The sequence below is a fragment of the Streptomyces sp. NPDC049541 genome, assembly GCF_044465725.1.
Taxonomy (GTDB): Bacteria; Actinomycetota; Actinomycetes; order Streptomycetales; family Streptomycetaceae; genus Streptomyces.
In genome coordinates, this window is the sequence record NZ_JBITLY010000004.1 from 487,894 (window position 1) to 509,066 (window position 21,173).

The window sequence follows — 21,173 nt, forward strand, 5'->3', positions numbered from 1 at the left end:
CGTTCAGTGACCCGGTCGCGGGCAGATAGCGCACCGCGACATCCGAGTGCCGGGCCAGGTCGGGCAGCGACGGAAGAAGCGGTGGTTGCGCGTGTGAATATCTGCGACGCCGATCATCCGGGACGTGCAGGCTGAAATGCGACCTGTCGGTGTCGCTCTTGCCACGTCTGAGGATTGCGGACCGGAAATCCGGCTACCCGCCCGGCGGCGCAGACCCCGCCCTCGTCCTCGCGGTGGCTTCGAGCCGGAGCGGACTCCCGCACGCCCCGGGCCGCGAGGACGGTACCGCGCGGGGACGTCGTACCCGGGGGGCGTGCGATTCCTCGCGCCCGGCGGCGGGGGGGGGGGGGGGGGCGCGCGCGCCGGGCGCCGCCCCCCCCCCCCCCCCCCCCCCCCCCCCCCCCCCCCCCCCCCCCCCCCCCCCCCCCCCCCCCCCACACCTCCCGCAGCCCGGCGCAGGAGCTGTGGTCGGCAGTGGCGCTTCAGGAACCGCCGCGCTCGACGGGGATCTTGTGGCCCGCCTCGATGGCCACCGGCAGCCGGTTCTCGGCCGGGGGCAGCGGGCAGGTGGCCATGTCCGTGTAGGCGCAGGGCAGGTTCGCGGCGCGGTTGAAGTCCAGGACGACCGTGCCGTCGGCGGCGGGCGGATCGAGCGCCAGGGACCGGTTGGCGGCGTAGGTGGTGACCCCGGAGGTCGCGTCGGTGAAGAGCAGGAACAGACTGCCCGCAGCGCGTCCCGGGAACGCGGTCAGGGACAGCTGCTGCCCGTCCAGTTCGAACTCGACCCTGCCCGGAGCGTCGTAGACGTGCTCAAGGCCCTCGACCGCGGCGCCCACGGTCGTCGGCCGCGGCTCGTCGAAGGGGACGTACCGGCCGGTCACGGCCCAACGCGGGTCGGGCGCGTAGGTGGGAGTCCCGGTGAAGGCCGTGCGCAGCGGCGCGTCCGGGTGCCGGGGGCGCACGATGTCGTTGCCGCCGCGCTTGGCGACCTCGATGACGGCGTCTCCCCAGACCGCGTGGACGTCGCTGCGCTCGGGAAGCACGCCGAAGCGGTGTTCACCGCGCACCGGGGTTCCGTCGACGACCAGTTCCTCGCCGTCGTCGAGGGTGACGACGACCCCCTCGGGGCCGGTGTGCCAGGCACCGGGTGCGTCGGGGAAGCGCTGCGGCCGGTCGTCGAGCCAGTGCTGGCCGGTGATCGCCAGGAACCCGTGCGGGTCGGCGAGCCGGGTCTCCTGGGCGCGGTACCAGTCCAGCCAGATCTCGGTGAAGGCCTGGAGGTCCGTCGCGGTGGCCTCGGTGGTCATACGGTCTCCTTCGTGCCGCGAGGCTCGGCCTCGCGCAGGGATACGGGTGCAGGTGGCTGGGGTCGGGGCCTGCTCAGTCGGCCAGTTCGCCGAGGAGGGCCCAGGTGCGCCGGCGGTCCGCCTCTCCGGCGATCTCGGTGCTCGAGAACACGACCTCGGTGGCGCCGGCGTCCCGGTAGCGCCGTACCTCGGCCTCGACCGCCTTCTCGTCGCCGATCACGGCCAGGTCGGCGGCCCGTCGGCCGCCGGAGAGTCCGATGACGCGGGCGTAGGACGGGATCTGTTCGTAGAAGGCGAGGTTCTCGGTGGCCTTCGCCCGCACCGCGTCCACGTCGTCGGTGAGCACGCCGGGCACCAGGGCCACGATCCGGGGCGCGGGACGGCCGGCGGCCTCGGCCGCCGCGGTCAGGGCGGGCACGATGTGGTCCGCCAGGGCGCGCGGTCCCGCCAGATACGGCAGGATCCCGTCCGCCAGCTCACCGCTGACCCGCAGCGCCTGCGGGCCCATCGCGGCGACCAGCAGGGGGACGCCGCTCTCGGCGCCCGGGACGCGCGCCGGGACCGGGGTGGTGGCCGTGAGCAGTTCGCCGTGGAAGTCGGCCGTGCCGGTTTCGGTCAACTGCCGTAGCGCGGTGAGGAATTCCCGCAGGCGGGCGATGGGGCGTTCGAAGGGCAGGCCGAAGCCGCTCTCCGTCAGCAGCTTCGTGCCCAGGGCCAGACCGAGGTGGTAGCGGCCGTGCGTCGCGGCCTGGGCGGTCTGGGCCTGGCTGGAGACCAGCAGCGGGTGGCGGCCGAAGACGGGGATCGCGGAGGTCCCCACCTGCAGTCCGGGCACCTCGCGTCCGACGATCGCCGCGAGCTGGGGTGAGTCCGCGCCGAAGGTCTGACCGAACCAGGCCGACCGCAGCCCGGCGGCCGCTGCCTCCCGGGCCAGCTGCACGGTGGCGTCGACCTGGTTCGGTGCGTCGGATGCGTTGAGTGCTACTCCCACAGTCATGTCAGTCAGAACGGACGCTTGGCGAACCCGCATTCCGCTCCCTGTGTGACAGCTTTGTGTCAGCCGTGTGTGGTGGTCAGCCGGCCTGCCGCTGGTCCGGTGCGGACCGGTGGGTGAGGGGTTCGCGCAGCCCGAGGTGGTCGCGGAGCGTGCTGCCGGTGTAGTCGGTGCGGTAGAGCCCGCGTTCCTGCAGTTCCGGGACGAGCAGGTCGACGATGTCGTCGAGGCCGTCGGGGATGAGGTACGGCGTGACGTTGAAGCCGTCGATCGCGCCGTGCCGTCCGCGGCGCGCCACCGTGAGCGCGGCGGTCAGCTGCCACGAGGACGTCGATGCCTTCGGGTGCCGCCGCGCAACTGCTCGACGAACCGGGGGGATTGGCGGCCGGGTGCCACCACCGAGTCGTAGCCGGACTCCGCCCGCAGCCGCTCCGCCTTGGCCGGCGAGCGGATGCTGCCCATGACCCTTCCGGCGCCCAGCAGTCTGGCGATCGGGCCGGCCAGGGTCCCCACCGCGCCCGCCGCCCCGGTGACGAAGACCGTGTCGCCGGGACGTACCTCGGCGATCCGGGTGAGCTGTCGCCCGGCCGCAGCGCACTGCCCGGGCCCACGGCGACGACCTCGCCGACCGCGAGGCCGAAGAGCACGTCACCGGCGTGGATAGGCGGCAGTGGCACACCCTCGGGGGCGCCTGCGGTGACGAGCCGGATCTCGCGGGTGGTGGACGGCAGGGGAGTGGCCGTGGCGGGATCCTGATCCTGGGAGGCGGGCCGAGCGGTGACGATCGGTCGGCGCGGGGCGCGCGCATGCTGAGCCCTGACGTACGGGGCAAAGGCAAGGAGAGATGCGACCAGAAGAGACGGGGAAGTTCCCGGTGTCCGCAATGCAAGACCTGTCCGAGAAGTTATTGACCAACCTGGTGGACCTCTGCTGAACTCCCGTTCCATGAACCCGCGCGTGGACCTGACCCGGCGGCGCCACATCGATCTGGCGCACGTCTCCAGCGCGTTTTGTTGTCGCTGACCCGGTAAGCGGTCCCGGCGGCGTCCGGTGATGCCCCCCTTCGGGATCTTCGTGTCCGCGTCCTGAGCGACTCTTCTCCGGCCCCACCTCACGTCTGCCCTTCCCGGCTGAGGGAGAAGTGTCTGCGGGCGCAGTGTGCCGTCCGGTGGTCGCCGCTGTCCCTGCGTCGCGGCCGCACCGACTGCCAAGTCCCCGTTCGACCGTCGCGAACCGGTCGTTCGCTCCCGCTCCTCACCCCTCAGCACCCAGCGGTGCGCCCGCTTCCTGCCAGAAGGGCCTCCCCATGCCTGTGTCCATCCGTCAGCTCACCGAACGCATCCGTTCGGTCACCGAAGACGCGCCGGCGGTGGCGTCATGACCGAGGTCCGTATCCCGGCCGCGGCTCTCGCCAAGCCGGTCCCGGCCGCCGAGCCCACCAGTGCGCGGCAACGCGAGGTGTTCCTGCCGCGCGACGCCCGCCGCCGGACGCCGCTCACCACGCTGCGCGAGCGGCTGCGCTGGCCGCTGGGCATCTACACGACACCGGTCGTGATCCTCGTCGCCTGGGAGGTCCTCGCCCGCGCCGGAGTGCTGGCCGAAACCTATGCCCCGGCGCCGACCTCGATCGTGAAGGCCGCCGCCGATCTGTGGCAACAGGGCGTCCTCGGACCGGACTTGGCCATCTCGCTGCAGCGGGCCGGCATCGGGCTCGCGATCGGTCTGACGACGGGCATCGTCACCGGCGTGCTCGGCGGGCTGCTGCGCAGCGGTGAGTTCCTGTTCAACGGCGTGGTGCAGGTACTCAACACGATCCCCCTCCTCGCCGTGCTGCCGCTGATGATCGTGTGGTTCGGCATCGACGAGCTCACCAAGGTGCTGCTGATCTCCTTCGGGGCCGGTGTCCCGATGTATCTCAACCTGTTCGCCGCGATCCGGGGCGTCGACCAGCGGCTGATCGAGATGGCGCGCACGACCGGCGCGGGCCGATGGCGGCTGGTGACCCGCGTGCTGGTGCCGGGAGCGCTGCCGGGGTTCCTGGTGGGTCTGCGGTTCTCCCTCGCGTACAGCGTCCTGGGCCTCGTCGCCGCGGAAACCGTCAACGCGGACAAGGGACTTGGCTTCCTCATCACCCAGGGGCAGACGTATCTGCAGACCAACCAGGTCTTCGTGGGGCTGGTGATCTACTCGCTCCTCGGTCTGCTCGCCGATCAGTTCGTCCGGGCTCTGGAGCGGGTGCTGCTGAGGTGGCGCCCCAGTTATGAGGCGTCATGAGCAGCATCGCCGCGACCGAGCCGCGTCGGCAGACCGGGGTCGTCGTCGAGCAGGTGGTCCGTCAGTTCGGTGACCGGGTGGTGCTCGACCACCTCGATCTCACCGTCGGCGACGAGGAGTTGGTGATCCTGCTGGGCCCTTCGGGCTGCGGCAAGAGCACCCTGCTGCGGCTGCTCGCCGGACTCGACCGGCCCGACGCGGGCCGGGTGGAGGTCCCGGCCCGGCGTGCGATCGTCTTCCAGGCCGACCGCCTGCTGCCCTGGCAGCGCGTCCTGCGCAACGTCACGCTGGGACTGCACGGACCCGACGCGGAACAGCGCGCCCGCGACGTCCTCGCCGAGGTCGGCCTGGCGGGCCGGGAGAAGGCCTGGCCCAAGGAGCTCTCCGGCGGCGAGGCCCAGCGGGTGTCGCTCGCGCGGGCCCTGGTCTCCGAGCCCGAACTCGTACTGCTCGACGAGCCGTTCGCGGCCCTCGACGCCATCACCCGGCTGCGCATGCACGACCTCGTACGGGCCCTGCGCACCAAGCACCACGCCGCCATGCTGCTCGTCACCCACGACGTCGACGAGGCGATCGCCCTGGCGGACCGCATCGTCGTCATGAGCAGCGGCCGCATCGGCACCTCACTCGAGGTGCGGCTGTCCGCCGCGGACCGCGAAGCGAGCGTCGCCCGCGAGGAACTGCGCGCCCGGCTCCTGGAAGACCTCGGCCTCGCAGGCCAGCACTGAACCACCCCCGACACCCTCACCCAGCACAGAAAGCACACCACATCCCATGCGTTCCACACGTAAGAGAACCAGCAGAGTCATCGGCGCCGTCGGCACGCTCGCCCTGGCGGGCACTCTCGTCGCCTGCGGCTCGTCGTCGGACACCGCCGCGCCGCTGAAGAACGCCGTCGACGCGAGCGAGGCCAAGCACCCCGAGTGGGGCAAGTACACCTTCACCGTCGGCGACAACGGCGGTGACGGCAGCGAGGCCCTGGCGAAGCTGACGGGCGTCTTCGACAACGCCCCGTACAAGGTGAAGTTCGCCCGCTTCACCTACGGCCCGCCGCTGGTGCAGGCGGCCGCGTCGGGCGACATCGACCTGGGCAGCGTCGGCGACGTCCCGCCGATCACCGGGGCCGCGAAGGAGTACGGCTTCAAGGTCGTCGCCGTCAACCGGTCGCTCACGCCCGACCAGGCGGTGGAGAACATCATCGTGCCGAAGGGCTCGACGCTGAAGACGGCCGCCGACCTCCGGGGCAAGAGGATCGCCGTCCCGCAGGGCAGCTCGGCCCACGGCCTGGCCCTGAACGCGCTGAAGAGCGTCGGTCTCACCCCCAAGGACGCCACACTCGTCTTCCTCGACCCGGCGGCCGCCGCGACCGCCTTCAACACCGGCAAGGTGGACGCCTGGTCGATCTGGAACCCGCAGTCGGCCATCGCGGTCAAGAACGGCGCCCGGATCCTGGTGAAGGGCCTCCCGCCGATCGACCAGACCAGCAGCTACTACGTCGCCAGTGACACGTCGCTGAAGGACAGGACCAAGCGCGCGGCGCTCACCGACGTCCTGAAGAGGCTGTCGCGGGAGTTCGCCTGGGCGGTGAAGAACCCCGACCAGTACGCGAAGGCGCTCTCGCAGGAGCAGGGCATCCCGCCGGCGGACGCCAAGGCGTCCCTGGCCGCCTACTCGAACCGGGTGACCCCGGTGGTGCCGGCGGACATCGCACTGGAGCAGAAGCTGGCCGACGCCTTTCTTGACGCGGGGCAGATCACCAAGAAGGTCGACGTCAAGTCGATCGTCGACAACCTCCTCCCGGCCGGCTACGACAGCTCCCAGCTGAAGGTCACCTCATGAGCGCGAGACGGCGGCTCCACCTCAACGCCTTCCTGATGGAGGCGGGCCACCACGAGGCGGCGTGGCGGCTGCCGCACAGCAACCCGCGCGCGGACTTCGACCTGCGGCACTGGATCGAGCTGGCGCAGCTGGCCGAGAGCGCCAAGTTCGACTCGCTGTTCCTCGCGGACGGCCCCGCGCTCATCGGAACCGGCGAGTTCCGCCCGCCGGGCCAGCTCGAACCGCTGACCCTGCTGACCGCGCTGTCCCAGGTGACCAGCAGAATCGGCCTCATCGCGACCGTGTCGTCGACGTACAACGAGCCCTACAACCTCGCCCGCCGGCTCGCCTCCGTGGACCATGTCAGCGGCGGCCGCGCCGGCTGGAACATCGTCACCTCGGCAGGGGCCGACGAGGCCGCCAACTTCGGCCTCGACAACCGGCCAGACCACGCCGAACGCTACGCCCGCGCCGACGAGTTCCTGAAGGTCGCCAAAGCCCTGTGGGACAGCTGGGAGTCCGAAGCCGTCGTCGCGGACCGGTCCACGGGACGCTACGCCGACCCCGAGCGCCTGCACCGGCTCGGCCATGAGGGCAGGTACTTCCAGGTGGCGGGCCCGCTCAACGTCGAGCGCCCGCCGCAGGGTTACCCGCTGCTCGTCCAGGCCGGCTCCTCCGAGGACGGCAAGGACTTCGCGGCCCGCCACGCCGAGGCCATCTTCACCGCGCACACGACGTACGAGCGGGCGGCCGCCTTCTACGCCGACATCAAGGCCCGCACCCGGGCCGCGGGCCGCGACCCGGACCGTGTGATCGTCCTGCCGGGGATCGTCCCGTACATCGGGTCGACCGAGGCGGAGGCCCGGGCGCTGGCCCGGCAGTTCGACGAGCTGCGCGTCCCGGAGTACGGGCTGCGCCAGCTGGCCGCCGTGTTCGAGACCGAGCCGTCGGTCTTCCAACTCGACGAGCCGCTGCCGGACTTCATCCTCGCGAGGCCGAAGCTGGAAGGCTCACAGAGCCGTTCCGACCTGATCATCGACCTCGCGGTGCGCGAGCAGCTGACGGTCCGGCAGATCATCTCCCGGCTCGGCGGCGGACGCGGCCACTTCGAGTTCGTCGGCACGCCCGAGCAGATCGCGGACACGATCATCGCCTGGTTCGAGGGCGGCGCGGCGGACGGGTTCAACATCATGGCCCCCGCCCTGCCGTCGGGCCTCGCGGCCTTCGCCGAGCACGTCCTGCCGATCCTGCGCGGCAAGGGCCTGTTCCGCGAGGAGTACGAGGGCACGACGCTGCGCGAGCACTACGGACTCCCGGTCCCGGCGAACCAGTTCCATGCCTGACCGGCCCTCCGCCGGCGACCCACTCATGACTCCCGCCGCTGCCGCGGATCATTGGGCGCCGGCGGCGGAACGGACGACGATCCCGTTGACGTCGACCGGCGAAGGCCGGGAACTGGCGTAGGCGATGGCTTCTGCGACGGCGGAGGCGGGCAGCGCCACGGCGCGGCAGGTGTTCATGGCCGCCTGGCGGCGCGGTCGGAGATGCCGTCGGCGAGTTCGGACTCGGACGGCGGCGATACGGTGCAGGACTCCCCGCAACGGTCATGGTCTCTGCCGGAGGGGGACAGCGGCACATTCAGGTCGACCCGTGCGGCGCCGTCGACCACGCTCCCAACGAAGTGCCTTGCACGGGTGAGCCCGTTGCGGGCTGGCACAAGGTGCCGCGTGAGACGCCGGCGGGTCCTCGCGGCAGACGCCCGTGCGGAGAGCGAACCGGTTCCGCGTAAGCGCTTCGACGGACGTCACCAGCGGCGGTGACCGTGGTCAATGGCCTCCCGTGAAGCGGAGGCGGCGCGACACGCGGGCCCAAGCGTTGCCGACTTGGCCGACATCCGTCCCCAACCGGTCCTCCGAAGCCCCGGTATGGCCCTGCGCTCCTGCTCACCGGCAGGATGGCGGGCACCGGGGTGGTGAGGAACCGCCCTTCGGGCACCCGTGCCCGGCCCACAGCACCCGCACCGCGGGCGGTAGCGGCGTCGCCCGCCCGCCGTCACACCGCAACTTTTCGACGCCGCCGACGGCTTGCGAACCGCGGGAATCAGCAGTCGAATCGATTCCGCACCTTCTCCGAAGCCTCTCTGCAATCCCACTGCAACAAACGGCACGTTCAAGCGCGTGGGCATTCGCCTGCGCCCCCACCAACCCGACCGGGTTGCGCCGGCACGGTAGGGAGATCAGATGGGAACCATACGTACGAGATATCGAACGCCGTTCGGGATGGATGGTCTCCAGCGGTTACTCGGGAAAACGCGCTCGGCCCGGGCCAGGTGGAAGACCCTCGCCCGGGCGGGGACCGCGGCCGCGCTCGTCGCCGGTGCTCTGGCGGCGGCCACAGCCGGCACGGCCCGGGCCGCCACCTCCGGGCCGTGCGACATCTACGCGGCAGGCGGCACCCCCTGCGTCGCCGCGCACAGCACGACACGAGCGCTGTACGCCTCGTACAACGGGCCGCTCTACCAGGTCCGCCGGGCCTCGGACAACACCACGAGGAACATCGGCGTCCTGAGCGCCGGCGGATACGCCGACGCCGCCGCCCAGGACTCGTTCTGCTCGGGCACGACCTGTCTCATCACGGTCGTCTACGACCAGTCCGGCCGCGGCAACAACCTCACCCAGGCGCCCGGCGGCGGCGCGGCGGGCGGCCCCGACAACCTGGCGAACGCGACCGCCGCGCCCACCACGGTGGGAGGTCACAAGGCCTACGGCATCTTCGTGGCGCCCGGCACGGGATACCGCAACAACCACACCAACGGCATCGCGACCGGGGACAGCCCCGAGGGCATGTACGCCGTCCTGGACGGCACGCACTACAACGGCGGCTGCTGCTTCGACTACGGCAACGCTGAGACGGACAGCAACGACGACGGCAACGGCACCATGGAGGCCATCTACTTCGGCAACATCAAGGTCTGGGGCTACGGCAGCGGCAACGGCCCCTGGATCATGGCCGACCTGGAGAACGGCCTGTTCTCCGGGGTCAACCAGCACTACAACGCGAACGACCCGACGATCAACTACCGCTACACGACCGCCATCATCAAGGGCGGCCCGAACCACTGGGCCATCCGCGGCGGCAACGCCCAGTCCGGTTCGCTGTCCACCTTCTACGACGGAGTGCGTCCCAACGTCGCGGGCTACAACCCGATGCGCAAACAGGGCGCCATCATCCTGGGCATCGGCGGCGACAACAGCAAGGGCGCTCAAGGCACCTTCTACGAGGGCGTGATGACCTCCGGCTATCCGTCGGACGCCACCGAGAACGCGGTCCAGGCCAACATCACCGCGGCCGGATACAGCAATGCCTCCTCCGGCGGGACGGGCACCGGTGCGCTGCACGCGGTGGGCGCGGGCAAGTGCCTGGACGTGCCGAACTCCTCCACCACGGCGGGTACGCAGGTGCAGATCTGGGACTGCAGCGGCGCCGCGAACCAGACCTGGACCCGTACGTCCTCGGGGCAGCTGACCGTGTACAGCGGCAGCAGCCAGATGTGCCTGGACGCCTACAACAACCAGACGTCCGCCGGCACCAAGGTGGTGACCTGGCCGTGCAACGGGGGTGCCAACCAGCAGTGGCAGGTGAACTCCGACGGCACCGTCAAAGGCACCCAGTCCGGCCTCTGCCTCGACGTCACCGGCGCCTCCACGGCCAACGGCGCACTGGCCGAACTCTGGACCTGCAACGGTCAGTCCAACCAGCAGTGGAGTCTCAACTGACCTGAACGGCTCCCTCCCGTGGCCGGCTCACACCCGGCCACGGGTCCTCATGCACCCCCCACTGGAGGATGACGATGTCCGGAGCCAGAGCGCTCCACGGCCTCTGGGCCGCCCCCTTGGCCCTGCTCGCCCTACTGGCCCAGAGCCTGGCCACGACCGGGGCCGCGCACGCCGTACCCGCCGAGCGCCAGATGGCGGCCGCCGCCCTGTATGTGGCGCCGGGTGCGGCTCCCGGCGGGAACGGCACCGCCGAGCAGCCGTTCGCCACGATCGAGCAGGCGCAGCAGCCCGCGCACCGGCTCTCGGCCGACGCGGACGTCGTGGTGTACCTGGCCGGTGGCACCTACCGGCTGCCCAGGCCGTTGACCTTCGGCTCCGGAGACGGCGGTCAGAACGGCCACACCATCACCTACCAGGCCATGGCCGGCCAGCAGCCGGTCGTGAGCGGCGCCCAGCAGCTATCGGGTTGGCAGGTGCATGACCAGAACAGCAACATCTGGTCGGTCCATGTCGGCACCGGCGTGAACACACGTCAGTTGTACGTGAACGGCAAGCAGGCACCGCGGGCCGCGATCCAGGTGCCCCGCTCCGGCTTCACCTTCACGCAGACCGGCCTGACGATCAACGACTCCTCCCTCGACTACCTGGCCGGCCTCTCGGACCAGAAGCACATGGAAGTCGAGAGCATCAACTCCTTCACCGACCGCTACGCACCGGTCCAGTCGATCAGCGGCAGAACGATCACCATGCAGCAGCCCGCGTGGAACAACAACTCCTGGGGCTACGACACGATCAACGCGCCGTTCGCCGGTGGGACGATGTACCTCGAGAACAACTACGCGTTCCTCAAGCAGGCCGGACAGTGGTACCTCGACTCGTCCACCGGCGAGCTCTACTACCGGGCCCAGCCCGGGCAGAACCCGAACAGCCTCGACGTCGAACTGCCCCGGCTGCAGAGCCTGCTCGGCGTCAGCGGCAGCTACGACTCACCGGTGAGGGGTCTCGCCTTCAGCGGCATCCGGTTCACGGGAACGTCCTGGCTGGGCCCGAGCGGACCCGACGGCTACGCGGACCAGCAGAGCGGCGCGCACATCACCGGTGCCTTCGCGATGCCCGCCAACTGGCTGAGCACCTGCAAGTCAGGGTGCACACAGTTCGAGGCCACCCGTAACCACTGGGTGCAGATGCCTGCCGCCGTACAGGTCTCCGCAGCCGTCGGCATCACCTTCTCCGGCAACACGTTCTCCGAACTCGGACAGGCCGGACTGGGCGTGGGTAACGACGGCGTCGCCACGGCCTCCGGCACCGGACTCGGCGCGAGCGACGTCACCGTCACCGGCAACACGTTCACCGACATCGCCGGCAGCGGCATCCAGGTCGGCGGCATCCAGCCGGACGCGCACCACCCCGGCAACCCGCAGATGACCAACCGGGACATCACCGTCAGCAACAACAAGGTCAGCGGCGTGGGCACCGACTACAAGGAGACCGCGGGCATCCTGTCCACCTACGTCACCAACGCGACGATCACCCACAACCAGTGCGACCACCTGCCCTACGACGGGATCGACATCGGCTGGGGCTGGGGGATGAACGACCCGGGCGGCAGCCAGGACTACGCCAACCGGGGCACGTACAACTACCAGCCCGTCTACAGCACTCCCACGACGCTGAAGAACAACACCGTCTCGCACAACCTGGTCTTCGACACCAAGAACGCGATGTTCGACGGCGGCAGCATCTACAGCCTGTCCGCCATGCCCGGCTCGGTGATCTCCGAGAACTACATGTACGACAACAACCGCACCACCGCGCTGTACCTGGACGAGGGCTCCCGGTATCTCAAGGTGTCCGACAACGTCGTGCAGGACGCCGGCAACTGGGCGCTCACCAACGCCAACGCGAACAACCACACCGACGACAGCACCTTCTCCGGCAACTGGTACAACGGCGGCAACACCTACGTGGCCACCGGCCCGCCACACAACAACGTCCTCACCGGCAACGTCCTGGTCAGCGGCACCGACTGGCCGCAGGGCGCCAGGCAGGTCATCCGGCAGGCGGGCGTGCAGTCGTCGGGTGACGGCGGCTTCCCCGCCGGCCACCACCAGCTGGTGATCGGCAGCAACGGTCTGTGCCTGGACGTGTACGGAAACTCCACCAGTGCCGGCGCCGCGATCGACCAGTGGACCTGCAACGGGCAGGGCAACCAGCAGTTCGAGTTCGTACCGGCCTCGGGCGGTTACGGGCAGCTCAGGGCGCAGCACTCCGGACAGGTCGTCGCGGTGTCGGGCGGCTCCACGACCGCCGGCACGCCCGACATCGTGCAGCAGGCCCCGGACGGCGCGGCCGCGAGCCTGTGGCTGCCGGTACGGCAGTCCGACGGCTCGTACTCCTTCCAGAACAAGAACAGCGGCCTGTGCCTCGACGCCTACGGCGGCGGCAGCAACCTCGGCCAGCAGCTCGACCAGTGGCCCTGCAAGAACACGGCCGGCAGCAACCAGGACTTCACCCCCCGCTGACCGGCCCTCGTCCTCGTTCACCCACCCACTGTCCCGCACCAGTGAGGAACACAGATGAAGAAGTACTCGTTACCCCTGCCCGCCCTCGGACTGGCAGTCGGCACGGCACTGGCCCTGGTCGGCCCGGCGAGCCCCGCCGCGCATGCCGCATCCGGCACGCTGGGCGCGGCCGCGGCCGACAGCGGCCGCTATTTCGGCACGGCCGTGGCCGCCGGGCGGCTCGGCGACAGCACGTACTCCACGATTCTCGACCGGGAGTTCAACATGATCACCCCGGAGAACGAGATGAAGTGGGACACCACCGAACCGTCCCGCGGCAACTTCAACTTCGGGCCCGGCGACCAGATCGTCAGCCACGCCACCGCGCACGGCCAGCGGATGCGCGGACACACGCTCGTCTGGCACTCCCAACTGCCCAGCTGGGTCAGCTCCATCAGGGACGCCAACACCCTGCGCAGCGTGATGAACAACCACATCACCCAGGAGATGACCCACTACAAGGGCAAGATCTACGCCTGGGACGTGGTGAACGAGGCGTTCGCCGACAACGGCAGCGGCCAGCAGCGCAGTTCGGTGTTCCACGACGTCCTGGGCAACGGTTTCATCGAGGAGGCCTTCCGTACCGCCCGGAACGCCGACCCCTCGGCCAAGCTCTGCTACAACGACTACAACATCGAGAACTGGTCGGACGCCAAGACCCAGGGCGTCTACAACATGGTCCGCGACTTCAAGTCCCGCGGTGTGCCCATCGACTGCGTCGGCTTCCAGTCCCACTTCGGCACCGGCGGCCCGCCCGCCAGCTTCCAGACCACCCTGTCGAACTTCGCCGCCCTGGGCGTGGACGTCCAGATCACCGAACTGGACATCGCGCAGGCGCCGGCGTCGGCGTACGCGAACACCGTCAGGGCCTGCATGAATGTCGCCCGCTGCACCGGCATCACCGTGTGGGGCATCCGCGACAGCGACTCCTGGCGGACGGGCGAGAACCCGCTGCTGTTCGACAACAACGGCAACAAAAAGGCCGCCTACGACGCGACCCTGACCGCTCTGGGCGGCGGCACCGGGAACCCCGGCGGCGGCATCGTCTCGGGCCAGGTGTACCAGGTGAGCGTGGCCTCCGCGGGGCGGGTGCTGGACGTGCCGAGCGGGCAGACCGGGAACGGCACGCCGGTGCAGGTCTGGGACGCCAACGGGAGCGCCGCGAACCAGCAGTGGCGGGCCAACCAGAACAGCGACGGCTCGTACACGCTGACCAACATCGCCAGTGGGCGGGTGCTGGACGAGCCCGGTGGCCAGACCGGCAACGGCACGCGGCTGACGATCTGGGACAGCAACGGCGGTGCGAACCAGCACTGGAGGGCGAGCCGGAACGGCGACGGTTCCTACACCCTGACCAACGTCGCCTCCGGCCGGGCGCTGGAGGTTCCGGCCGGGCAGAACGGCAACGGGAGCCCCGTCCAGATCTGGGACTCCAACGGCGGCGCCAACCAGCACTGGAACTTCAGGTGAGGTGATCGGCGCCCGGTCAGGGCACCCGCAACGAACACTCGCGTCCGGCGCGGCGGCCGTCGCCGGACGCGGGTTCCGGCATGCCCTCATGGCGTTCTGACCAGTAGAAACATGGGATGAATCGGCCACCGATTCGGCCCGCGACTTCTATTGACAGGGGTGTGGGCCTGTGGGACACCTATGCGACATGGGATGTCTGAGGGTTCTCTGTGGATACGTCATGACTCGGCGGCCACGGTTATCGGCCGCCGCTGTATGTGTCATGGCCCTGCTCACCTTGTCGCTGACGACCGCGCCGACATGGTCGGCGCCGGCGTCGTCGGCACCCCTGGTGAGCACGGCGTCGGGGCGGTGCCTGGACGTCAAGGGCAATGCCGACACGCCCGGAACCGCGCTGCAGATCTGGGACTGCAACGAACAGGCCAACCAGGCGTTCGAGTTCACCTCGGCGGGTGAGCTGAGAACGATGAACGGCACCCGGTGCGTGGACGCCTACGACGACCGGACTGCTCCGGGAGGCCCGGTGGTCATCCGGGCGTGCGACGGGCGGGCGACCCAGGTGTGGCGACAGAACACCGACGGGTCCGTCACCGGTGTCCGGTCCGGTTTCTGCCTGGACGTCGACGGAGCCGGCACGGCCAACGGCACCGCGGTCATCCTGTGGACCTGCAACGGCCAGAGCAACCAGAAGTGGAGCATCCCGGCACCCCCGCCCGGCGGATCCGGCCCGTGCGACATCTACGCCGCGGGCGGCACCCCCTGCGTCGCCGCGCACAGCACCGTGCGGGCGCTCTACGGTTCGTACGGCGGCTCCCTGTACCAGGTCAGGCGCGCCTCGGACAACGCGACCAGGGACATCGGCGTGCTGACGCGAGGGGGCTTCGCCGACGCGGCGGCGCAGGACTCCTTCTGCGCGGGCACCTCGTGCGTGATCACGGTCGTCCGCGACCAGTCCGGACACGGCAACGACCTGTGGTACCAGGGCTCGGCCCAGGTCCCGGGATCGAGCCAGAGCAGCCCCGCGAAGGCGACCTCCGAGTCGCTGACCGCCGGCGGCACCAAGGCGTACTCGCTGTACATCAACCCCGGCAACAGCTACTGGCGGGACGGTCACCTCACCGGCGTGCCGACCGGCGCGGCACCCGAGGGGGCGTACATGGTGACCAGCGGCACCCATGTCAACAACGGCTGCTGCTTCGACTACGGCAACAGCGAGACCACCCGGAAGGCCGACGCCGCCGGCGCGATGGACGCGATCAACTTCGGCACCCAGTGCTGGTTCGGCGGCTGCCAGGGAAGCGGTCCCTGGGTACAGGCCGATCTCGAATGGGGCCTGTACTCCGGTGGCAGTCAGTCCTGGAACACCAACCAGCGGGCGTTCGCGAACAAGTTCGTCACCGCGATGCTGAAGAACAACGGCACGTCGCGGTTCGCCCTCAAGGGCGGCAACGCCCAGTCCGGCAGCCTGACCACCCTCTGGGACGGCGCTCTCCCCGGCGGATACAGCCCCATGAAGAAGCAGGGGGCCATCGTCCTGGGCAGCGGCGGCGACTGCTGCAAGCCCGGCGGAGGCGCCAACCTGAGCGCCGGCACCTTCTACGAAGGAGCCGTCGTCGCCGGCTACCCCTCCGACGCGACCGACAACGCGGTGCAGGCCAACGTCACCGCCGCCGGCTACCGCTGAACTCCTCCCACCGCTCCCCACTCGCTTCAGGAGTCGATGACTTATGCCCCTGCGCAGAACCCTGGCGCTCGCCTTCTCGGCCGTGCTGCTCGCCGTGGCCGCGCCCCTCGTCTCCCTCGGCACGGCGCAGCCCGCCGCCGCGCTCGGCAACGGACTGGCGCTCACCCCGCAGATGGGCTTCAACGACTGGAACGCGTACGGCTGCAACGTCTCCGAGTCGCTGATCAAGTCCACGGCACAGGCGATGCACACCAACGGCATGCAGGCGGCGGGCTATTCGTACGTCAACATCGACGACTGCTGGATGACCCACAACCGGGACTCCAGCGGCCGCCTGGTGCCGGACCCGGCCAAGTTCCCCGACGGCATCAAGGGCACTGCGGACTACGTGCACTCGCTGGGGCTGAAGCTGGGAATCTACGAGGACGCCGGCACCGCGACCTGCGCCGGATACCCGGGCAGCCTCGGACACGAGACCACGGACGCACAGACCTTCGCCGCCTGGGGCGTCGACTACCTGAAGTACGACAACTGCAACAACACCGGGGTGTCGGCACGGACCCGGTACACCGCGATGCGGGACGCCCTGGCGGCCACCGGCCGGCCGATCCTGTTCAGCCTGTGCAACTGGGGCCAGGAGAACGTGTGGACCTGGGGCGCGGACGTGGGCAACAGTTGGCGCACCACCGGGGACATCACCGCCGACTACTCCAGCATGCTGTCGATCTTCCACAGCAACGTCGGTCTGGCCTCGTACGCCGGGCCCGGCCACTGGAACGACCCGGACATGCTGGAGGTCGGCAACGGCTCACTGACGACGACCGAGAGCCGCAGTGAGTTCAGCCTGTGGGCGGAGATGGCCGCGCCGCTCATCGCGGGCACCAACATCTCCCAGGCGAGCTCGGACACCCTTACCACGCTCACCAACTCCCGGGTGATCGCGGTCGACCAGGACCCCCTCGGTAAACAGGGCACCATGGTGTCGTCCTCGGGCGGCCTGGACGTGCTGGCGAAGCCGCTGGCCAACGGCGACGTGTCGGTGGCGCTGTTCAACGAGACAGGCTCGACCGCGACCATCACCACCACCGCGGCCGCGATCGGCAAGACCGGGGCGTCCACCTACACCCTCACCGACCTGTGGTCGGGGGCGTCCTCGACCACCTCGGGCACGATCAGCGCCCGGGTGCCGGCCCACGGCACCGTGATGTACCGGGTCGCAGGCGGCACCAGCGGCGGCGGCACCAGCGTGACCGGTGCGGTGCACGCGGTGGGCGCCGGCAAGTGCCTGGACGTGCCGAACTCCACCACGACGGCCGGCACCCAGGTGGAGATCTGGAGCTGCAACGGCGGCGCCAACCAGACCTGGACGCACACCACCTCCAACCAGCTCACCGTCTACTCCGGCAGCTCCCAGATGTGCCTGGACGCCTACAACAACCAGACCACTCCGGGAACGAAGGTGGAGATCTGGAACTGCAACGGCCAGACCAACCAGCAGTGGACGCTGAACTCCGACGGCACGATCAAGGGCGTCCAGTCCGCCCTGTGCCTGGGCGTCACCGGAGGGTCCTCGGCTGACGGAGCCCTGGCCGAGCTGGAGACCTGCAACGGCAGCAGCAGTCAGCGGTGGACGCTGGGCTGACTCCTTCTCCCCACGGCCACCGGCAGCTTCGGTGCCGTAGTGCGACGGCACCGCGACAGAGGAGGTTACCGTGCTCCGATCAGCAACACACCGCCGGGGCAGGCGGTTTCCCGTAGTGCTCCTGGTCGCCCTGGCGATGGCGCTGGCCGTGTTCGGCGCACCGGCGCCCGTGTCCGCGGCGGACGTGTCGCTCCCGTGCGACATCTACGCGGCGGGCGGTACGCCCTGCGTGACGGCGCACTCCACGACCAGGGCGCTGTTCGCCTCGTACAACGGGCCGCTGTACCAGATCCAGCGGTCCTCCGACCACGGCTACCGCGACATCGGGGTGCTCGGCGCGGGCGGGTACGCGGACGCCGCGTCCCAGGTGTCGTACTGCCGGGGCACCTCGTGCACGATCACGAAGATCTACGACCAGACCGCCAGGCACAACGACCTGCCGATCTCCTGGGGCGGCTACTGGAAGGGCCCCGGCCCGAACGGATCCGACGTCGGAGCGGACGCCATGGCCCTGCCGGTGACCGCGGCCGGCCACCAGGTGTTCGGGGTCAAGGTCACCCCCGGCGTCGGCTACCGGATCGACCACGCGAACGGCGTGCCCACCGGCTCCCAGCCCGCAGGCCTCTACATGGTGACGTCGTCGAACTACACCAACCAGTGGTGCTGTTTCGACTACGGCAGCGGCGAGAACTCCCACACCGACACCGGCAACGCCACCATGAACGCCATCTACTGGGGCAACGCCTGCTGGTTCGGCGGCTGCACCGGAAGCGGCCCCTGGGTCGAGGCCGATCTGGAGAACGGCATGTTCCACACCAACACCGGCTCCAACAAGGACCCGAACAACCCGGGTGTGCACTACCCGTTCGTCAGCGCGTGGCTGAAGAACAACGGCACCACCAACTTCACCCTCAAGTACGGCAACGGCGCGAGCGGCGGCCTGACCACCACCTTCTCCGGCCCCCTGCCGAACGGCTACTCACCGATGAAGGTCGACAGCTCGGTCCTGCTCGGCACCGGCGGAGACAACAGTCCCAATGGCGTCGGTGAGTTCTTCGAAGGCGCGATGACGGCGGGCTACCCCTCCGACGCCACCGAGAACGCCGTCCAGGCCGCCGTCACCGCTGCCGGCTACGGGGTGACAAGCGGCGGTGGTACGACGACCGGTGCGCTGCACGCGGTGGGCGCGGGCCGGTGCCTTGAGGTGCCGGGCGGGTCCACGACGCCGGGCACGCAGACCCAGATCAGGGACTGCACCGGCGCCGCGAACCAGACCTGGTCCCGGACCGCCTCCCACGAGCTCACCGTCGGCTCCGGCGGCAGCCGTCTGTGCCTGGACGCCTCCGGACAGGGCACCAGCCCCGGCACCAAGGTCATCACCTGGACCTGCAACGGCCAGAGCAACCAGCAGTGGACGCTGAACGCCGACGGCACCGTCACCAGCGTCCCTTCGGGTCTGTGCCTGGACGTCACGGGCGCCGCCACCGCCAACGGCACCCCCGTCGAACTGTGGACCTGCAACGGCCAGTCCAACCAGCAATGGTCACTGAACTGACCCGGTGACCCGGGGCCGACGGCTCCTACGCGTGCCGGAACCGGCTGACGACCACCGAGCCCCGCACCCGCGCACCGTCAACCGAGAGGACCCCCATGTCTTCGTCCCCCTCCTCCCTGCCGCTGAGCCGGCGCCGACTGCTGGCGGCGGCCGGCGCGGCCACGGCCTTCGGGCTGCTGCGGTTCGCCCCCGAGGCCGCCGCGACCGACGGCCCCGCGAGCTACACCCCGAGCTGGTCCTCCGTGGACCAGCACCCCCCGGCCGCGACCTGGTTCCAGGACGCCAAGTTCGGCATCTACTACCACTGGGGCGTCTTCAGCGTCCCCGCCTTCGGCAACGAGTGGTATCCGCGCAACATGTACATCGGCGGCTCGGCCGAGAACCAGCACCACATCGCCACCTACGGCGACCCCTCGGCCTGGCCATACCACAACTTCATCGACGGCGCCCGCGACAAGGCCGGCAACTACGTGCAGTTCGCCCCGAAACTCGCCTCCCAGGGCGGCAAGTTCGATCCGGACGCCTGGGCACGGCTGTTCAAGGCCGCGGGCGCCAGATTCGCCGGCCCGGTCGCCGAGCACCACGACGGCTTCTCCATGTGGAACAGCCGCGCCAACCCGTGGAACTCGGTCCAGCACGGCCCACGGCTCGACCTCGTGGGCTTGCACGCGCAGGCCATCCGCGGGCAGGGGCTCAAGTTCATGGCCTCGCTGCACCACGCCTACCACTTCAACGGCTACTACGACCATGTGCCCTCCCAGTCCGACCCGGCGCTGCGGATCCTCTACGGCCAGCAGGGCTCGGCCGCGGAGAACAAGCTCTGGTACGACAAGCTGGTCGAGGTCATCGACGGCTACCAGCCGGACCTGGTCTGGCAGGACTTCGACCTGAACCTCGTACAGGAGTCCTACCGGCTGCAGTTCCTCGCGCACTACTACAACCAGGCCGTCGCGTGGAACAAGGACGTGGTCGCGACCTACAAGGACGGCCTCGACAACAAGGGGGAGGTCTTCGACTTCGAGCGCGGCGGCCCGGCAGGACTGCTCACCCCCTACTGGCTGACCGACGACAGCATCTCCTCCTCCAGTTGGTGCTACACGGTCGGCATCGGCTACTACTCGACGCAGGCCCTGCTGCACTCGCTCATCGACCGGGTCAGCAAGGGCGGCACCATGCTGCTGAACATCGCCCCGATGGCGGACGGCACCATCCCCTCCGGGCAGCAGTCCATCCTGCTCGCCATGGGCGACTGGCTCGGCCGCTTCGGAGAGTCGGTCTACGGCACCCGCTCCTGGACCAGTTACGGCGAGGGCCCCACCAAGATGGGCGGCGGCTCGTTCAGCGGACCGGTGGCCGGCAAGCCGCAGGACATCCGGTTCACCCGCAGCCGGGACAACAAGGTGCTCTACGCCACCGCCCTGGGCTGGCAGGGCGGCACGATGACGATCACGACGCTGAACTCGAACCAGATCAACCTCAGCACCCTGACCGGCGCCAAACTGCTGGGCAACACCGCCGGCACCTCCATCGACCTGCCCGCACCGACCCAGGACGCCTCCGGCCTGCACCTCACCATGCCCTCGGCCAACCCGCCGTTCAACGCCCTGGCGTACACGGTCAAGTTCACCTTCTCCGGTGAGATCCCCGTCCTGGGCGCACCGGGCGGCTCCACGACCTGGGTGAAGATCGCCAACGTCACCAGCGGGCTGGTGTTGGACAGCGGAGGCAACGTCGCCGCGGGATCCAACCTCAAGCAGTGGAACTACGACGGCAGCACCAACCTGCAGTGGCAGCTGATCGACCTCGGCAACGGCTACTACCGCATCGTGAACCGCACCAACGGCATGGTCGCCGACAGCTGGGGCAACTCCGCCAACGGCGCTCCCGCTCGGCAGGAGACCTGGAACGGCGGCAACAACCAGCAGTGGTCGCTCAGCAGCCTCGGCAACAACCGCTACCAGATCGTCAACCGCGGCACCGGCACCGCCCTCGACGGCAGCGGCAGCACCACGAACGGCTCGACAACGGTGCTGTGGACGCCGAACTCCAGCACCAACAACGCATGGACCATCACCGCCGTCTGAATCCGACC

The 21,173-nt window shown here is 69.8% G+C and carries 13 protein-coding genes and 3 pseudogenes; 11 read left to right on the plus strand and 5 right to left on the minus strand.

Annotation, left to right across the window (positions count from 1 at the left end; translation table 11 throughout):
- Positions 1 to 482 precede the first annotated feature (482 nt).
- The 4 genes and pseudogenes from ACIBW9_RS18080 to ACIBW9_RS18095 all read right to left on the minus strand — a co-directional run bounded on the left by ACIBW9_RS18080 (position 483) and on the right by ACIBW9_RS18095 (position 2,763).
- Complete coding sequence (locus ACIBW9_RS18080; RefSeq protein ID WP_398956047.1) at positions 483 to 1,307, minus strand: DUF1684 domain-containing protein; 825 nt, start codon at positions 1,305 to 1,307, stop codon at positions 483 to 485.
- A gap of 73 nt (positions 1,308 to 1,380) precedes the next feature.
- Positions 1,381 to 2,304: an LLM class F420-dependent oxidoreductase gene (locus ACIBW9_RS18085; RefSeq protein WP_398956049.1), complete on the minus strand. Its 924-nt coding sequence runs from the start codon at positions 2,302 to 2,304 to the stop codon at positions 1,381 to 1,383.
- Positions 2,305 to 2,380: 76 nt separating this feature from the next.
- Positions 2,381 to 2,584: pseudogene (locus ACIBW9_RS18090) on the minus strand (F420-dependent methylene-tetrahydromethanopterin reductase); the annotation flags it as partial.
- Between the two features lie 29 nt (positions 2,585 to 2,613).
- Positions 2,614 to 2,763, minus strand: a complete 150-nt coding sequence (locus tag ACIBW9_RS18095; RefSeq protein ID WP_398956051.1) for a hypothetical protein — start codon at positions 2,761 to 2,763, stop codon at positions 2,614 to 2,616.
- A gap of 915 nt (positions 2,764 to 3,678) precedes the next feature.
- On the opposite strand from ACIBW9_RS18095, the gene ACIBW9_RS18100 reads away from it, so the two are divergent.
- Genes ACIBW9_RS18100 through ACIBW9_RS18115 form a run of 4 tightly spaced genes read left to right on the plus strand, consistent with a single transcriptional unit; the run spans position 3,679 to position 7,736 of the window.
- Positions 3,679 to 4,575: an ABC transporter permease gene (locus ACIBW9_RS18100; protein WP_398956053.1), complete on the plus strand. Its 897-nt coding sequence runs from the start codon at positions 3,679 to 3,681 to the stop codon at positions 4,573 to 4,575.
- Positions 4,572 to 5,303 (plus strand): ABC transporter ATP-binding protein, encoded by a 732-nt coding sequence (locus ACIBW9_RS18105; protein WP_398956055.1) that lies wholly within the window; start codon positions 4,572 to 4,574, stop codon positions 5,301 to 5,303. The genes ACIBW9_RS18100 and ACIBW9_RS18105 overlap by 4 nt, the downstream gene beginning before the upstream one ends.
- A 46-nt stretch (positions 5,304 to 5,349) precedes the next feature.
- Positions 5,350 to 6,414: an aliphatic sulfonate ABC transporter substrate-binding protein gene (locus ACIBW9_RS18110; RefSeq protein ID WP_398956057.1), complete on the plus strand. Its 1,065-nt coding sequence runs from the start codon at positions 5,350 to 5,352 to the stop codon at positions 6,412 to 6,414.
- Positions 6,411 to 7,736, plus strand: a complete 1,326-nt coding sequence (locus ACIBW9_RS18115; protein ID WP_398956059.1) for an LLM class flavin-dependent oxidoreductase — start codon at positions 6,411 to 6,413, stop codon at positions 7,734 to 7,736. The genes ACIBW9_RS18110 and ACIBW9_RS18115 overlap by 4 nt, the downstream gene beginning before the upstream one ends.
- Before the next feature lie 48 nt (positions 7,737 to 7,784).
- On the opposite strand, the pseudogene ACIBW9_RS18120 reads toward ACIBW9_RS18115, so the two are convergent.
- Positions 7,785 to 7,975: pseudogene (locus ACIBW9_RS18120) on the minus strand (oxidoreductase); the annotation flags it as partial.
- A 697-nt stretch (positions 7,976 to 8,672) separates the two neighbouring features.
- On the opposite strand from ACIBW9_RS18120, the gene ACIBW9_RS18125 reads away from it, so the two are divergent.
- The 7 genes and pseudogenes from ACIBW9_RS18125 (at position 8,673) to ACIBW9_RS18155 (ending at position 21,165) form a co-directional block, all read left to right on the plus strand.
- Positions 8,673 to 10,169, plus strand: a complete 1,497-nt coding sequence (locus ACIBW9_RS18125; protein ID WP_398956061.1) for an arabinofuranosidase catalytic domain-containing protein — start codon at positions 8,673 to 8,675, stop codon at positions 10,167 to 10,169.
- Between the two features lie 74 nt (positions 10,170 to 10,243).
- Positions 10,244 to 12,691, plus strand: coding sequence for an RICIN domain-containing protein (locus tag ACIBW9_RS18130; protein ID WP_398956063.1), 2,448 nt, complete (start codon positions 10,244 to 10,246; stop codon positions 12,689 to 12,691).
- A 54-nt stretch (positions 12,692 to 12,745) separates the two neighbouring features.
- Positions 12,746 to 14,197: pseudogene (locus ACIBW9_RS18135) on the plus strand (endo-1,4-beta-xylanase); the annotation flags it as partial.
- Positions 14,198 to 14,462: 265 nt separating this feature from the next.
- Positions 14,463 to 15,884, plus strand: a complete 1,422-nt coding sequence (locus ACIBW9_RS18140) for an arabinofuranosidase catalytic domain-containing protein (protein WP_398956065.1) — start codon at positions 14,463 to 14,465, stop codon at positions 15,882 to 15,884.
- Between the two features lie 43 nt (positions 15,885 to 15,927).
- Complete coding sequence (locus tag ACIBW9_RS18145) at positions 15,928 to 17,526, plus strand: glycoside hydrolase family 27 protein (RefSeq protein ID WP_398956067.1); 1,599 nt, start codon at positions 15,928 to 15,930, stop codon at positions 17,524 to 17,526.
- 70 nt (positions 17,527 to 17,596) lie between these two features.
- Positions 17,597 to 19,081 (plus strand): arabinofuranosidase catalytic domain-containing protein, encoded by a 1,485-nt coding sequence (locus ACIBW9_RS18150; protein WP_398956069.1) that lies wholly within the window; start codon positions 17,597 to 17,599, stop codon positions 19,079 to 19,081.
- 95 nt (positions 19,082 to 19,176) lie between these two features.
- Positions 19,177 to 21,165: an alpha-L-fucosidase gene (locus ACIBW9_RS18155; RefSeq protein WP_398956071.1), complete on the plus strand. Its 1,989-nt coding sequence runs from the start codon at positions 19,177 to 19,179 to the stop codon at positions 21,163 to 21,165.
- Positions 21,166 to 21,173: the final 8 nt, after the last annotated feature.

Coding starts and splice junctions, on each gene's coding strand:
- ACIBW9_RS18110 (WP_398956057.1), top strand. CDS start 5,350: ATGCGTTCCACACGTAAGAGAACCAGCAGAGTCATCGGCGCCGTCGGC.
- ACIBW9_RS18085 (WP_398956049.1), bottom strand. CDS start 2,304: ATGACTGTGGGAGTAGCACTCAACGCATCCGACGCACCGAACCAGGTC.
- ACIBW9_RS18125 (WP_398956061.1), top strand. CDS start 8,673: ATGGATGGTCTCCAGCGGTTACTCGGGAAAACGCGCTCGGCCCGGGCC.
- ACIBW9_RS18095 (WP_398956051.1), bottom strand. CDS start 2,763: ATGGGCAGCATCCGCTCGCCGGCCAAGGCGGAGCGGCTGCGGGCGGAG.
- ACIBW9_RS18155 (WP_398956071.1), top strand. CDS start 19,177: ATGTCTTCGTCCCCCTCCTCCCTGCCGCTGAGCCGGCGCCGACTGCTG.
- ACIBW9_RS18105 (WP_398956055.1), top strand. CDS start 4,572: ATGAGCAGCATCGCCGCGACCGAGCCGCGTCGGCAGACCGGGGTCGTC.
- ACIBW9_RS18130 (WP_398956063.1), top strand. CDS start 10,244: ATGTCCGGAGCCAGAGCGCTCCACGGCCTCTGGGCCGCCCCCTTGGCC.
- ACIBW9_RS18140 (WP_398956065.1), top strand. CDS start 14,463: ATGGCCCTGCTCACCTTGTCGCTGACGACCGCGCCGACATGGTCGGCG.
- ACIBW9_RS18145 (WP_398956067.1), top strand. CDS start 15,928: ATGCCCCTGCGCAGAACCCTGGCGCTCGCCTTCTCGGCCGTGCTGCTC.
- ACIBW9_RS18080 (WP_398956047.1), bottom strand. CDS start 1,307: ATGACCACCGAGGCCACCGCGACGGACCTCCAGGCCTTCACCGAGATC.
- ACIBW9_RS18100 (WP_398956053.1), top strand. CDS start 3,679: ATGACCGAGGTCCGTATCCCGGCCGCGGCTCTCGCCAAGCCGGTCCCG.
- ACIBW9_RS18115 (WP_398956059.1), top strand. CDS start 6,411: ATGAGCGCGAGACGGCGGCTCCACCTCAACGCCTTCCTGATGGAGGCG.